This is a genomic window from Sphingosinicella sp. CPCC 101087 (genome assembly GCF_004151485.1).
In the GTDB taxonomy this organism is placed as follows: domain Bacteria; phylum Pseudomonadota; class Alphaproteobacteria; order Sphingomonadales; family Sphingomonadaceae; genus Allosphingosinicella.
Genome location: NZ_SBFF01000012.1, coordinates 132,571 through 146,924, shown reverse-complemented (window position 1 = coordinate 146,924; position 14,354 = coordinate 132,571). Strand labels below are relative to the sequence as shown.

General features: G+C 63.9%; 6 protein-coding genes, 1 tRNA gene and 1 pseudogene. 5 read left to right on the top strand and 3 right to left on the bottom strand.

What is annotated here, in order from left to right:
- The first annotated feature begins 98 nt into the window (after positions 1-98).
- The 3 genes from EKM57_RS18345 to EKM57_RS18335 are packed head-to-tail and all read left to right on the top strand — an operon-like array spanning position 99 to position 2,357.
- Positions 99-836, top strand: a complete 738-nt coding sequence (locus tag EKM57_RS18345; protein WP_129793979.1) for an SDR family oxidoreductase — start codon at positions 99-101, stop codon at positions 834-836.
- A gap of 26 nt (positions 837-862) precedes the next feature.
- The gene (locus tag EKM57_RS18340) at positions 863-1,390 is read left to right on the top strand and encodes a DUF1097 domain-containing protein (RefSeq protein WP_129793978.1); all 528 of its coding nucleotides are present in this window, start codon (positions 863-865) and stop codon (positions 1,388-1,390) included.
- A gap of 40 nt (positions 1,391-1,430) precedes the next feature.
- The gene (locus tag EKM57_RS18335) at positions 1,431-2,357 is read left to right on the top strand and encodes an SDR family NAD(P)-dependent oxidoreductase (protein WP_129793977.1); all 927 of its coding nucleotides are present in this window, start codon (positions 1,431-1,433) and stop codon (positions 2,355-2,357) included.
- 118 nt (positions 2,358-2,475) lie between these two features.
- Here EKM57_RS18335 and EKM57_RS22545 read toward each other — a convergent pair.
- Positions 2,476-2,672, bottom strand: a pseudogene (locus tag EKM57_RS22545) (tyrosine-type recombinase/integrase); the annotation flags it as partial.
- Position 2,673: 1 nt separating this feature from the next.
- Entirely contained in the window at positions 2,674-4,041 is a 1,368-nt protein-coding gene (locus EKM57_RS21995) for a hypothetical protein (RefSeq protein ID WP_165357544.1), read from the bottom strand.
- A gap of 77 nt (positions 4,042-4,118) precedes the next feature.
- Between EKM57_RS21995 and EKM57_RS18320 the strand changes: the two genes are divergently transcribed.
- A tRNA-Lys gene (locus EKM57_RS18320) sits at positions 4,119-4,195 on the top strand.
- Positions 4,196-4,652: 457 nt separating this feature from the next.
- On the opposite strand, the gene EKM57_RS18315 is transcribed toward EKM57_RS18320, so the two are convergent.
- Positions 4,653-5,648 carry a hypothetical protein gene (locus tag EKM57_RS18315; RefSeq protein ID WP_129793976.1) on the bottom strand — a complete coding sequence of 332 codons (996 nt, stop codon included), beginning with the start codon at positions 5,646-5,648 and terminating at the stop codon, positions 4,653-4,655.
- Positions 5,649-6,889: 1,241 nt separating this feature from the next.
- Between EKM57_RS18315 and EKM57_RS18310 the strand changes: the two genes are divergently transcribed.
- Complete coding sequence (locus EKM57_RS18310; RefSeq protein WP_129793975.1) at positions 6,890-14,353, top strand: hypothetical protein; 7,464 nt, start codon at positions 6,890-6,892, stop codon at positions 14,351-14,353.
- Position 14,354: the final 1 nt, after the last annotated feature.

The following is a 14,354-nucleotide window of genomic DNA, read 5'->3' as shown; positions in this document are numbered from 1 at the left end:
TCAGTCATGATTTGCCTGACAAGTATGCATTTCAGTTATCCAACTGTCACGCCTAGAAGTTCGGGCAGACAGCGCCCCCCAGCAGGAAAGGCAGTTCCATGAGCAATGAAGGGAAAACGGCTTTGATCACGGGCTCGTCGCGCGGCATCGGCGCGACGATAGCCCATCGTCTGGCGGCCGACGGCTTCAAGATCGTCGTGAACTATGCGGGCAGCGCCGATGCCGCGCAGGAGGTCGCGGACAAGATCACGGCGGCCGGTGGCGAAGCGATCGTCGTGAAGGCGAACGTTGCCGATCCCAAGGCGGTGGCGGCCATGTTCGATGCCGCCGAGCGCGCCTTCGGCGGCATCGACGTCGCGGTGAACAACGCCGGCATCATGACCCTCAAGCCTGTGGCCGACTTCGAGGACGACGATTTCGAGAAGATCATCGCCATCAACCTCAAGGGCACATTCAACATATGCCGCGAGGCCGCCAGGCGCCTGCGCGACGGCGGGCGGATCATCAACTTCTCGTCGAGCGTGATCGGCATGCGCATGCCGACCTATGGGCCCTACATCGCCACCAAGGCCGCCGTCGAAGGGCTGACCCAGGTGCTCGCCCAGGAGATGCGCGGCCGCGGCATCACCGTGAATGCCGTCGCGCCGGGGCCGGTCGCCACCGCTCTCTTTCTGCAGGGCAAGAGTTCCGAGCTGATCGACCGGATGGCCAAGATGAATCCGCTCGAGCGCCTCGGCCAGCCCGAAGACATCGCGCGTGTCGTTGCCTTCCTGGCCGGTCCCGAAGGTGCGTGGATCAACGGCCAGACGCTGCGCGCCAATGGCGGCATGTGCTGAACGCCCGCGCGCAAGGAGGCGAAGCAATGGCGCATGACGCAAATTCAGTCCCCGCCTCGTCGGCCGATCCGAAGACCGGGATCGGGCTCTATGTCGCTCTGACCCTGTCTGCTGCGATCGTCGCGGCGGTGGCGGCCAACACGAGCGTCCTCCTGACATTGCCGCCCTGGGCGATGTTCATGGGCTGGGTCGCCTACTTCACCCGCCGTCCGTCAGCCAGGGAAGGCGTGCAAAGCTTCGTCTGCATCTTGCTCGGGCTTGGCCTCGGTGCCCTGGCGACGATCGCGGTCGGCGCGCTGGCGCCGAGCCTCGGCGGGATGGCGTTTCCGTTGGTGGTCCTCGCCGTGGGGACAGTCGTCATCGCGACCCGCGGCCTGCCGGTGCTGGGCAATCTGCTCGCCTACTTCATCGGTATGATCACGTTCTTTGCGGCTCACCTCGAACCGGAACTGGCCTCGATCGCGCGGCTTGGCGGCGCGACCGGGCTTGGCTGCGTCGCGGGATGGGTCGTCCAGGCCGTCGAGGAACGGATCCGCCGTCTCGTTGCCGCCTGACCCCCAAGGCCGCTGCCACCCCATCTATATGGAGAATCCCATGAACAAAGTCATTGTCATCACAGGCGCCGGAACCGGCATGGGGCGCCTCATGGCGAGAACGTTCGCCGTCGCGGGCCATACCGTCTACGCTACGATGCGTTCGGTTTCGGACCGCAATAAGGGCAAGGCCGATGAAGCTCGCGCTTTTGCCCTTGAGCACAAGGTCGATTTGCGTCCCCTGGAACTTGACGTTCTATCGAATGAATCGATCGGGGCCGCGATAGGCGCCGTCGTGACCGAGCAGGGACGAATCGACGTCCTCGTCCACAATGCAGCGCATCTGTATTTCGGGATCACCGAGGCGTTCACGCCCGAGCAGGTCATGGCGAGCCTGAACACGAACGCGGTCGGGCCGCTGCGCGTAAACCGTGCGGTTCTGCCGGTGATGCGCCGGCAGAAGTCCGGCCTGCTCCTGTGGATCGGCAGCGGCACCTCGCGCATCGTGCCGCCGTTCCTGGCACCCTATACCGCGGCGAAGGCGGCGATGGACTCGCTTGCGGACAGCGTCGCCTATGATGTCGCCCGCTTCGGGATTGAAACCTCGATCCTCATGCCCGGTCCCTTCGTGGAGGGCACTGCCCATTTCCCCAATGCCGAGCTCCCCCGCGACGGCGCGGTTCAGGAGCAATACGAGGCGCTCTACGGCGATGCGCTCGCGGGAAATGAACAAGCGACTCGCGCACTCTTTCCAAAGGACGTCGTCGCCGACGTTCAGGCTGTCGCGGAAGAAGCGCTTCGGATCGTCGACCTGCCGCACGGATCTCGGCCGTATCGGTCCGAGGTCGATTTCGCTGATTTCGGAGATCGACCGATCAACGCCGTGGCTGCCGTGATGCGTGAACGCACGCTGATCCGCTTCGGCCTTGGAGACCTGGTGCGTCCGCGCGCGATCGACGCATCTCGTGCCTGTCAGGATCAAACCTGAGGGAACGGCAGCTTTGGAGAAGCGGTAGTTGAAGTCGAAAACGCTGCAATTGGCGCGAGATCGCCCAAAGCGGGATAACGAGCATTCCGGGCGAGGGAATGCTCGCCAAGTTCAATTGGACCTCCGTTCCTTCGGCGAGAGCGAGAGCATCGTCACCTCAACTCCGAGATAGCGAACTGTCGTTTGGGTCTTCGTATGTCCAAGAAGTATCTGGACGGCTCTCGAATCTCCCGTCCGTTTGTAGATGATCACCGCCTTTGTTGAACGCAGCGAGTGCGCGCCATCATCCTCCCGCCGCAAGCCGACAGCGGTCAAGCTACTCCGCAGCATGAAGCCTCGCAGCAAACTCTGCTGCGACCCCTTCGTCGGTCATCGCTGCCAGATGACGGAGAAACGCCGCGGTCGATCGTGGCTCCTCGCTCAGACCGATGGCGCGCGAGAGGCTGTCCAGCCGGTCGCGGCCGATCCGCGCCTCGAGGTCGAACAGGGCAAGCGGCCCTTTGAAGTAAAGTGCTGCATTGGTCGCTTCTCGGTCGCCACCTCGTACGGCGATCGGCCCTGCGTCGGGCGGCATATACCGACGATAGAGATCAAGCATTGCTTCTCGGGAGGGCAAACCGAAACGCTGCTCGACGAAGCGAAGGCCCACATAGCTAACCACCGATTCAGCAAGCCATTTGTCGCCTGTCGAAAGCACGAACTCCGGCCAAAAATGATGCGCGAATTCATGGCTCATCAGATAGGCCGCTTCCGAAGCGTACATTTCAGGGACAGGTGGCGTGCGTGTTTGGCGAACGACCACGATGCCGCGATGATAATACCCACCCTGCCGTTGATGATCGAGCGAGACGACTCGGATCGGGCGCGATAACGGCCTAAACCAGTCTTCGACGAAGGTCAGCGCCGCTGCGGCATGATCGGCGAAGACCCGATTGTCGGGGAGCGCGTGATCGCCGGCCACGAATTCCACATCGCCGGCCATGCGGCCGCTGAGGCCGGGGGCACCGACGAGCACCAAGTCGTAATCGGGCTCGGTCAAGCGAATGCGGACACTGTCTCCATGTCGAGAGACGATGCCATTACTAACGAGGTGCATGTTCCCGGGAATTCCAGCGATGGTGGCCTCGGCCGTGAACGGACCCATTGCACCTTGCGTGATGGGGAACCAGAAATCCTCCCGGCCGCTCTCGATCAGGGTCCAACTGGCGGCAGATGGGCCGGAAAAGCGCACCCGGATGGCGCGCGGGATTCCCCGCACGACATGTGTCCGCAGGGTGAGGATATGCATCTGCTCCGACGTCGGATGGGGCAGTCGTCCCACCAGGTCCGCGCCGCGGATCGAATGGACGATGTGGTCGCGACGGATGAGGAACTCGAGCAGCGGCGGCGCACTGCCCGAAGGTTCGTAGACGAACGCGCCCTGGATCGCGCCACGATCGAGGTCGAAGGTCGCGTCGAGCCGATAATGTCCCGACCTGGCCTCGGCCGGGCCGAACCAAGCCAGTAGGTAAAGTGCGATCAGGTAAGTCATCGTCGTATCTCGATTGCCATCATCAAGGCGGGGGCACCGTCCTTCGAGACTATCGAGTGATGACAGAGGTGTTTCCTCCACGGCTCCAGCGCGGACCGGGCTCCCGACGATCACCCGAAACCCGAATGTGCAGCGTTCACGCTGGTCCAGCAAAATTCGCGTAGTCCAAATGCCTGTCGGCATTTGGCCGGAAGCGGACGGTCGGCTTCGGAGTGATGAACCACGAAAGCGGACGTTGCCGCGTGACCCCTGGGGCAGCTGACTCTTAATCAGCGGGTCCTAGGTTCGAGCCCTAGTGCGTCCACCACCTTTTCAAGCACTTAGCAGCCCCCTCTCCTCCTGCTCAAAACCGAAAGGTAGCAGGCTAGGTAGCGAGCGATATGGGACGAGCTGAGATTTCCTCACGCCAAATGGGATTCGCCGGCGTGGTGGTTTTCGAGGTCTCACCCTGAGACCCACTCGCGCTGAATGAGACTCACCGTATCAGCTTTGACTGCATTACGGGTGTTGGCGACCCCTGCTCACCGAACGAATGCCGACGACCAGGTGATACCGAGCTAAGCCCGCGGCCTCAGGCGCGCGCGAGCTCCACTCGCTCCTGCGAGAGCTGCTCCAGCTTTCGAAGCGCAGCATCATCGATCCTACCGTCGCGGCGAGCGCGAGCAATGTTCGCCATTAACGAACTCTTCTCTCGATCGATCGATGCGAGGCGAGCTTGTCGTGTCATGCTCCACATATAACACCTTGTGACGTGAAAAGAACCGTCAATCAGCATTGCCATTGCCTATGCGAGCATCCCGCTCCGAAGGCTGAGGCGCCCTGTTCGCGACCGCAAGCAAGGCCATGATACCCGCGACGTCACGAACCATGTCGACAGCTTGAACCTCGCCCTGTGGCGGCTCGTCCTTGAAACGGCCGAGCCGATCGCTGGTGGCGGTCGCGATGCCCCAGATCTCCTGGTCAGGACCGACGAAGACCGGAACGGCGGCCACCGACCGATAACGCTCGAAATCGTATTCGCGGGTCTTCTCGCCGGGCACTACATAGCGCCGCGTCGCGCGGGGATCGGAGGTGTCCTCCTCGATCACCTCAGACGCGTCGCGCCAAGCGACGCCCGAGTAGCCCTCGCCTCGCTTCCAAGACCGGCCGGCTGTCTGCTCACCAGCCCGATCCGCCCAGACCGCGGCAACCCGAACCAACTCGTCGCCTCGAACTTCAAAGACCGAAAGAGTCCAGTATTCAGCCGAGTCGAAGCCGATTGCCCCGTCGATGTTACGAGCGGCCACTTTCAAGATGGCCTCGGCCGCGACGCTGGCGGGGAGCCCACTCGCGAGGCTCTGCTCTGTCATCTCGCGCATGTCGGCAACGGCGGTCAGACGGTGGACCCGGCGCTTGTCGAGCGCTCGCCGGTTCGATTCGCAGACCTCCAAGTTTGTCAGTGCGGCACGCCCCTCCCGAATAGCTTTCTCGAGGAGCCCTTCCACTTTGGCGAGGTCGGCGGACAGCTCCAGCTTTTTGAAGTCGAAGACGGCGACCGCCAGCCCGCTCAAAGCAGCCACGATCGCACCGACGATCGCCATCACGGTGCCCGTAGTTCCAGCGTCAAGCCTCGACAGCGCGGCGACGCCCGCTCCGAGCACTCCGATGCCGATCAGCCAGGGTCTACCGCGCTCAAGCGTCTTCACCCGTTCGGTAAGCTTCTTCTGGACACCGCTGCGACCGTCGCGCAGGTTCTCTTCAAGGCCATCGAAGACGCTCATGTGCCGAAGCTAAACGCCTGGGCGCCGCGAGCACAAGGCACGTGATCACCGCTCTGCCTATCGTAGGCGCTCACAAGCTGTTTTTGTCCGACGCGCCGCTGGCTCGCTGCCTCCCGCGCCGACTTTCCAATTTCCGGGGCCCACGCGCGGCGCTCGCCAGCTGAGCGTTAACTGACGGCGCGGGTTTCGGCACACCAGGATGGGGGCCTAGAGATCGGCTGAAAATCGCCCCATCCCTTACGAATCGGACGCCGAAGTCGCCCAAAGCGCGAAGTTTGACTTCCTCGCTCGCGTGCGGGGATCTACCGGGGGTCGGGCCCCCACATACCCTGAGGCGCCCCCTCATCCGCTAGAGCGGATGCGGTTCGAGGCCGTCACATCAGCTGACGTGCTGCAGGGCGATCCACGGCGCCTCACCACAGAGGGGGACATTCTGGAGCGGCAACGGGATTCCCAGGGGCGGAATCGAAGAACCGCGGTAGCGTCCCATTAGCGCGAGCATTTCGCAGGCGGCACGAGTTCGTGCCCCCAAAAGTACCCCCAATACGCGGGGTGCGGCCCAACCAGCAGGCTCGATCGAGCGCTCACACTTGGCCCCTCCTGGGCGTGAATTGAACGCCCTCCACCCGTAGATGAGCAAATGCCACAAGTCCGGCTGTGGTGCCGATCAGGTCGGAATCGCTTTCGGGCGTGGCGCTTCCCCACCCTGATCGCCTCCTCAAGCCCCCAATGTGGCGTTAGCAAGGTCGGCTGCTTCGTGCCTTCTCTGACACAGGAATTGAACAGCGTGGGGCGGCGCACTTGAAAGGTAAATTATGAAAAAAGTGACTTGATAGGGCTCCCGAACTAGTTAGCCTACCAGTCACGAATCTGTGTGGCGCCGTAGCCATTAATGGCTTGGCGGCCGCTGTAGATTTGCAGTGCATTACCTGCGTTGCTCGCAATTTTGTAGCGAGCTAATTTCGTTAATGGGTTCCGCTCTTCCTTCAGACGAGAGCTGGACACACGTACCAGTGCGCTCGGGGGGGCTTACTGTGTTTCGGAAAGACATCAGCAAGTCATGGACAAGCTTACGCCGGTTGTCTGACCCTCTGGGCACAAGCAACCCACAGCTTCTTCCGGTAACGCGTCGGCAGTTTTTCCAGCTGCCGGCCGCCATCGCCTCCGCAGACGTTGTAGGTCGGATTGCCGCTGCAGCGGAGGTGCCCGAATTCAGACGAATATTTGATGACGAGGGGCGCTTGCTGGGCATCCGAGTCCGGCTTGCCGGGCGGACCTGGATGGTGCGCAAGGACGCCTTCGGCCCGACCCCGACCTTTACAACAGCGACCCGCAGACTTGAAGTCGCCAACGCGCAGCTGCCGGGCACTGGACTGCCTTTCGACCTCAGTATCGAGTTCATTCGCTCCGACGAGTGGATGCTGAAGGTCGCGTCTGCCGGGTTGGACTTCGCCCCGGGCCCCGTCGGCTTCCACAACTTCCTGGACGGGACAGAGGCGCCGGTCTCCCACGACACGCGCTCGATTGCGGCCAGAGCGAAGATCGCCGGGTGGTCGCTGGCAGGCGGTCACGGCGGAACCATTGCCTTCCTGCCCGAACTCGAATGGCTGCTCTCCCTTTCCGACGGAGTCGTCGGGCCGCGCCGTTTGACCGAGGCTCGCCAGCTCGTCTTCAAAGTCCACTCTCCGCGCGAATCTCCGTTGAGCCGGTTCGAGGAGCAGCCGACAGGCTGGTCCACAGCGGCGAGCGCTCGGAATGCGAGATTACGTCCGCGAGCCCGGCTACGCTGGTCTGTCCCAGGAGAAGAGCGAGCCGAGCTGCATCTGACGGACGTGCATGAGTGCGTCGCTGTGCGCTGCGAGCAAGGCCGCAGCCGCTTCGCGCTTGCCGGCGCCTGGCGCGTCGATTCGGCCGCCGGAGCCAATCGCTGGGGCGGCTTTCAGTCGGACAACGGCCTACTGCTCCTGGGACGCGATGGCACGCGCAAGGCGGGTTTCGTCGCCGCGCTCCCGATCTCCGACCGCGAACACGTGATATCCTGTCCGTCCGGCTCGGCCGTGGTCAGGGGATCCAGCGATCGCCACTGCATCGAGGTTCGCGCCGGCGCTTCCGACGGGGCCTGCTGCCAGATCCGCACAGAGGTTGTCGCCATCCCGATCAGGGTCGACGGAGCCGATCTCAGCCAGCTCGAGTTTGAGGGACAGGAAGCGTCGATTCAACTTGGCGGCAGCCGCAGGCCGGAAAATGTCTGGGACTGGATCACCTCGACCGGACTCTTCGGCAGGTGGTGGATCCCCCTCGAAAATGCAACGCTGCGGGTTGCCCGGGCAGAGGACCTGCTCAGCCTCAGCTTCCGCTTCAGGGATATGGCGCTGGTCCGCCGCATCGGCGGCTGGCGCCTGGAGCAGCACGGGCAAGCTCCTGTCCTGGTGGCCGAGTTTCCCCCGCAACACGTGATGGAGGAGACCATCTTCCGTCAGGTGCAGACCGCCGGCCTCGATGCGGATCGGGACATTCCGCCGGTCACGCCCATCAACGAGGAGCGAATGCGTGAAATGGACGGGTCGCTCCCGTCGGCTTGCAAGATCGAGGCGGAGAAGCGGGCGCAGGATCGGGACTATGTGTCCCCCACCTGTCCGCTGCCTCCTCTGCCCGCCGAACCGCCTCTGGCCAGGGTAGTGGAAGCGCGGCTGTCCGGCTGCAGCCGGATCGCGTTCAAGGTGAAGAGACGGCGGCGCAGCCGACGTCGCGTGGACGTTCCCTTCACGCTGGCGGGCCTCACCGACTGGGAGCGCCTCACCCTGGAGGTGCCCAAGGTCGCTCGGACCGTGATGAGGCCACGGCGGCCACGCGAAAACCCAACCGACCGGGCCGGCGCGAAGATTGACGAGATTCCCGAAACCGACCCCTTGAAGATCCTCGAGGACCTTGGTCTCGTGCCGACGACGGATCTGAGAGAGCGACTGCAGGCCGTCACGGCGCTTGCCGTGGCGGACGACGATTCGACGCAGTTCCAGACACTGATCGAGCTTCCGGCACGGCTGCTCATGTCGCCCGATCAGAATGCCGTCGTCAGCGCCCGCGGCCCTGACCTTCGCGGCAGCTTTCTGGGCTCGCCACCGCCGTCCGCGGATCGGCCCCGGTCTCGCTGGGATGTCGTCCCCTTATGGTCGACGAAGCTTGTTGCCGAACTGGGTCCCGACGTGGCGGACAGGCCCGATGTCGATCGCAACAAGAGGTTCGCTCGAAACAAGGTTCGAACCGTCGGCAGCAAGGATTTCGAACCGGAGGTCTTTCTATCCGGTCGCGACTATCCGCAGGATCATAGCACGCCATGGGGCGGTTCGACCCGCTTTCCGCTCAGTCGGAAAGATCGGCATGAGCTGGTCGCGCTGTCGACTCTCTTCGGCTTGCCGATCCTCCCGGCGCTGCGCCAGCCGCCTGCGCATGTCGGCGATTTCTCTCCGTCCGCGACATACCGGCGAGGGAGCATCGTCCGGTGGGCAGGCAACGGCAGATACTATCTCTACACCCATCCTTCGCCCCAGCCAGGCGTTCAGCCGTGCACGGCGACCCACTGGAAATTGATGGATGATCCCGCGGGCTCAGTCGATCGCGGCAACTATCAGTCGGCCCGGGAATATCAGTGGGGCGACATAGCGCGCGCCGCCGATGGCTATCGCTATCGCTTCGTCAGCGAGACGGCGGCATCGGCACAGCCTGTTTCGAATAGCGCGTTCTGGGTCCGGCTACCGGTGCCGACCGGCCCCGGCGATGCATTGCCCGAAAGCATTGTCGCGCCGGAGGCATGGCAGATCCCCGGGCTCGAAGAGCAGGCGCTTTTCATTCCTCCCGCGATCGAAGTGAAGGATCTGAGGCTTTCATCGCTTGGCGGAAACCTGGGCGTCTTCGCCCGCTTCAATCCGCCGGCCGCGCCCTATTGGAAGGACCAGCCGCAGCCCAGTTGGGATAATCCGCCGTTCGAAGCCCTCAATGTCGAATCCTGGAACCAGCGAACCAACTTGGGCCGCGACCAGTTCGTCGAGGTGATCTACAAGGGGTTCCTGTTCCCGATCGGCCATCGGGCATCGCTCGTCAAATGCACCGATCGCTACTTCCTCCCGGCGCCGGACGGCGACTATCCGGTGGCCTATCTGGTCCAGCGCTATTTCATCCGGATCAACGATCCGGAAAAGAGCTTTGCGGCGCTCGGGCACCCGTTCGACGGACGCGATTTTCCGGTTTCCAACGCGATATTCCGAACGCTCCAGACGGCGGACATTCTCGATCCGACCTCGACCGACGGCGCGCTGCAGGACGGGGTCTATCCGGGCGGCAAGCTCCAGCTTCCCGCAAGTCGCGGCATGATCTTCTGGCCGAGGCTTCGTCCCGGCCGCGGCGGCGAGGTGAAGTTCGAGCTCTTCCTGGACGGCAAGGCCGGCCTCACCACCCTCCCCCTCCTCTTCCTCGATAATACGGCGGTTCATCATCCGGACACGGTCAAGGCGGTCGTCGACTATTATATGGGCCTGCGCGGCGAAAGCGGCCTCAGCACGGCCGACCAGCACGGCCGGGCAATTCGCTATGCCCCGGAGATAGAGCCACGTTCGGCTAGCTTCGAGACGGCGCGCTGGATCCTTGGCGCCCGCGGCCGGGGGGATCGACCGGGCAAGCCCTATCAGATGGATGCCGCGATGGAGGGGGAGGACCAGCCGCCCTTCTACCCGTTCGTGCGCGAGGCCCATGTCCGGCTTCGGTCGCTTCAGGCATTTTCGGCGCGCACCAGCGACCATGCCATCGTCTCATACGACGACCTCTTCGTCCGCCACGGGATGACGCCGGCGAACCCGGCGCGGATGTTCCTCGCCGTTCACGGCTATCTGCCGACCGATCCAGCAAACTGGTACGTACCCCAAGCTCCCCCTGTTCGTCTCGACCTGAACCAGTCGGGCGAGCGATCGGGAGGCATTGCCCAGCCCACCATAGTGGCCGTCAACTGGTCGCAGGTCAGCGGACCGGTGGGGGGGCAGCAGGCGCCATCGCGGCCCTTGCTGGCCTCGGCAGGCTCTATGTCCGCCGAAGGATTTGCGGCGGCCAGTGGGGCCGCGGCCGGGGCGCGTGAAGAATTGCACCGAGCGGGTTCAGCCCCGGCCTCCGGCGGTGCTCGCGGAGGCACGTTCTGCGGCGCTGATTTCTTTCCGCAGGACGCCCTTCTGCTCGGCATCCTGTCGCTTCGCGACATCGTCAAGACGGCCCTCTACGCGCAAGCGCCCAAACTGATAGAACAGGTCGAAGCTTCGGCCGACCGCGTGGCGCAGGAACTGACGAGGCTTCTGCAGCAGGTCGATCCGATGATCCGGGCTGCCGAGAACGCGGCCCAAGAAGTCTCCGGGATGCTGTCGCAACCCACGCCATTCGGCGGGAATGTCGGGGAGCTCTATCCCGGGCTGAAGCTGGAGCTCGACCATGTGCTGGCCGAGATCGCCGATCTGAGGCGCTTCACGGCCGGCCAGTCCACCGAGAACCCGCTCCAGCAGCTGCAGGCCATTGTTGCGGCAGCGAAGCGGCTCAACCGAGCGCTGCTGGCCCTGCTCGCCGAGGTCGACCGGATCGGTCGCGACCCGATTCCCCAGGGGCTGACGCAGTTCATCGAGAAAATCGCATCCGCGGCCAGGACCTTCACCGCCGACGTGAAGGCGAAGCTGCAGGAGGAGCTGCGTCGCCAGGCGGCGGAGGGCCGAAACGCGCTCCTGCGCGAGCCTTCGCGCGAGTGGCTTGCCACCGTCCTGGGTCCCGACGCTTATCCCAATCTCGCCAATTGCCCGACCGATTCGTGCAATCTGTCCTCGCTCCTCGCGAGGCTGGCGTCCACGGCGCCCGAGGCGCTCTGCTATGAGGCGATCGGTCGGCCCGCTCTTGCCGCCCTCGGCGCCTGCCACGGATTGGTTGAGGAAGCGGCACAAGGCCGGCTCGACGACGTGCGCACGATCAGCGCCGAGATATTCGCGACCGTCGATCGGGTCCTCGAAGCCCTTGCCGCCGCGCTTCCCGGGCCGCTGGCCGTTCCGGATATCTGCCGAGAGGACGGCCCCCTGGGCGAGGCCCTCAAAATCATCAGGCAGCGCTTCAGGTCCGGGACGGACACGCTGATAGGGCCCGTGGATTCGGTGGAGAAGCTGCTGCGCGAGACCGATCCCTACCTAGCGCAGCTGGCCGAGAAGGAGAGGCAGCTTTCAGCCTGCCTTCAATCGCTTTCGCGCGAGACTCACCGAATTACCATGGTCGCGAGCCGCTCGGCCGATCGGGTCGCGCTGGCGCGCGATTCTGAGCAGGTGCGGGCACGTATCGAGCGAGCGCTCGAAACCGTCTCACAGCTTCGCCGGAAGCTCGGCGCCACCGTTGACAGGATGAAGGATACGATCGCCGCCCTGAAGCGTGAGCAGGCGACGCTTGACGCGGCCCCTGGCAGAATTTGCGACGGTCTGGCGACCCTTCTGGGTTCGGCGTCGAGATGGATGAATCATCGTGTCCGCCTTGCTGCGGACGGTTTGCTTCTGGTGCGGGAAGCGGCCCGAGCGATCGGCGCAGAGCTGCCGGCGGCGCCGCAAAGACAGGGGGAGAGCTGGAGGGCGTTCAGCGACTGTACCGTCCTCGCCGACGGCTGGCTCAACCAAGCCGCACGTCAGGCCTCCGGCCTCCTGGCGAAGGGAATTGCGACGGCCAGGGAGCTGACAAGCCTTCGCTCCCAGGCGGCGCTGGACGGACTGAGGAACGCGGTTCGTTCGGTCGCGAGCGAGCTCGCCGAACCCGCCCGATCCGAGATCGTCCAAGCGATCGGCGCCTTCGAGCGCGAATGGACCGGCAGGAAGGCTGACCTGGAGGCCCTGTACGTCTTCCTTATCAATCTTGCCGACAGCCAGACAGGCACCATCGAAACGCTTCGACTGCACCTCGTCGCCAAGGCGGAGCCTGTTCTCCAGCTGGAGCGATTCGCGTTCGACGTCGAGCGTAAGCTCGTCGGAGCGGCGACCGCCTCGCTGGCCACCGCCGAGAAGGCGGCGCGCGACACCATCTTCGCCGCCGCCAAGCCGGTCATGCTGGCGATCCTGGATTCTCTTATCGAAGTGCACACCCGCGCGGATCTGCTCTTCGAACCGCTCCGGGAGGTCCAGCAGGCAATCGGCGAAAATCAGCCCTACCGGCGGATGCTTGAGCTCATCCTAAGGCCCGAGCTGCAGGCAACCCTGCTTCAGCCCGAAACACTTAATCTGTTCAAGGTTCAGCGCGCCGAGCTCGACGAGGCAAAGCGCGCCGTGGACAGCGGAAACATGCAGGAGGCGCTGCGCAAGATAGTGATCTGGCGTGACAGGTTTGCCGCCATCCGCGACGGCGGCCAGGCGGGCGACAGGTCCCCGCCCGCCCTCTATCGGCTAACCCAGGATCTGGGCGAAGTGCTCGACTCGCTCCTGCATGGACGTCTCCAGGATCTGATCGATCTGAAGCGGATGCGACGGCAGATCGAGGCGGCGATGCTCGACCTCGTGCTGCCCCGGATCAACCTTTCCTACAGCTTTGACACGGATCTCAACGCGCTGCCGCCCTTCTTCAGGATGATCGAGTCCGGAAGGCAGGACTATGGCGGCGACCCCGGTTCGGACGTCAAGGCGCTCAAGGTAACCTTCCAGACCAGCATCGACGCGCGCAACCCGTCGGCCACTGCGATCAGCACCCTGGGGGTCCTGCAGCCCTTCGAAATCAACATCTTCGAAGTCGTCACGCTCTATTTCACGAAGACGACATTCACCATCAAGGATGGCGGCTCGCCGAACCTCGACATACGGATCGCCGAAGTGAAGCTCGGCGCAGCGGTCGAGTTCATCCAGCAGCTTCAGGAATGGCTCGGGATCGGCGGCGACAGCGGCTTCTTCATTGACCTTCAGCTGGCGCCGCCGGCCATCGAGGCCGGCTTCATGATCGACCTCGGCACGATCAGCATCGGATCCGTCGCCTTCGCGAACGTCTCGCTGGGCGCAAGCGTCGTGCTTCCATTCACGAACAAGCCGGCCACCTTCAAGTTCAATTTGGCAAGGCGCGCGGCGCCGTTCCTGATTTCCGCCGCGCCCTATGGCGGCGGCGGCTTTGTCTCCCTGCATGCGAATGCCAAGGGCATCACGGGTTTCGAAGCCTCCTTCGAATATGGCGGCATGGCCGTGGTGAGCTTCGGCCCGGCGAGCGGCCAGGTCCGGGTGATGACCGGGCTTTACATCATGCGGTCGGGCGCCAGCGCGCGTCTATCCGGCTATTTCATCGCTGCCGGCTCGATCAAGATCGCCTTCTTCGGAGTCAGCACTTGCCTGCTCGTGTCGGTCGAGCAACGCGCCGGCGGAAAAATGGAGGGGTCGGCTACCTACACCTTTTCCTTCTCCATCGGAATCAAGGACTTCGACTACGAGGTCCCGGTCCTCAGGGCGATCGCGAAAGGGTGGAGCGGTGGCAACCGGCTGACGTTTCGTGCGGTCACCGAGCAGCACCTCGCCTTGCTCTCGAGCTGGTCGAATCCGGAAACACAGCGATTCTACACACCGATGCTGATGCCGGGCCCCTCTCATATCGGCGGAGAGGCGCCCCGACGCCCCGTTTCGCGCGCGGTCGCGATGAACGCGGAATGGCGAACCTACCGAAGCTATTTCGACGAAGGGCTGTAGC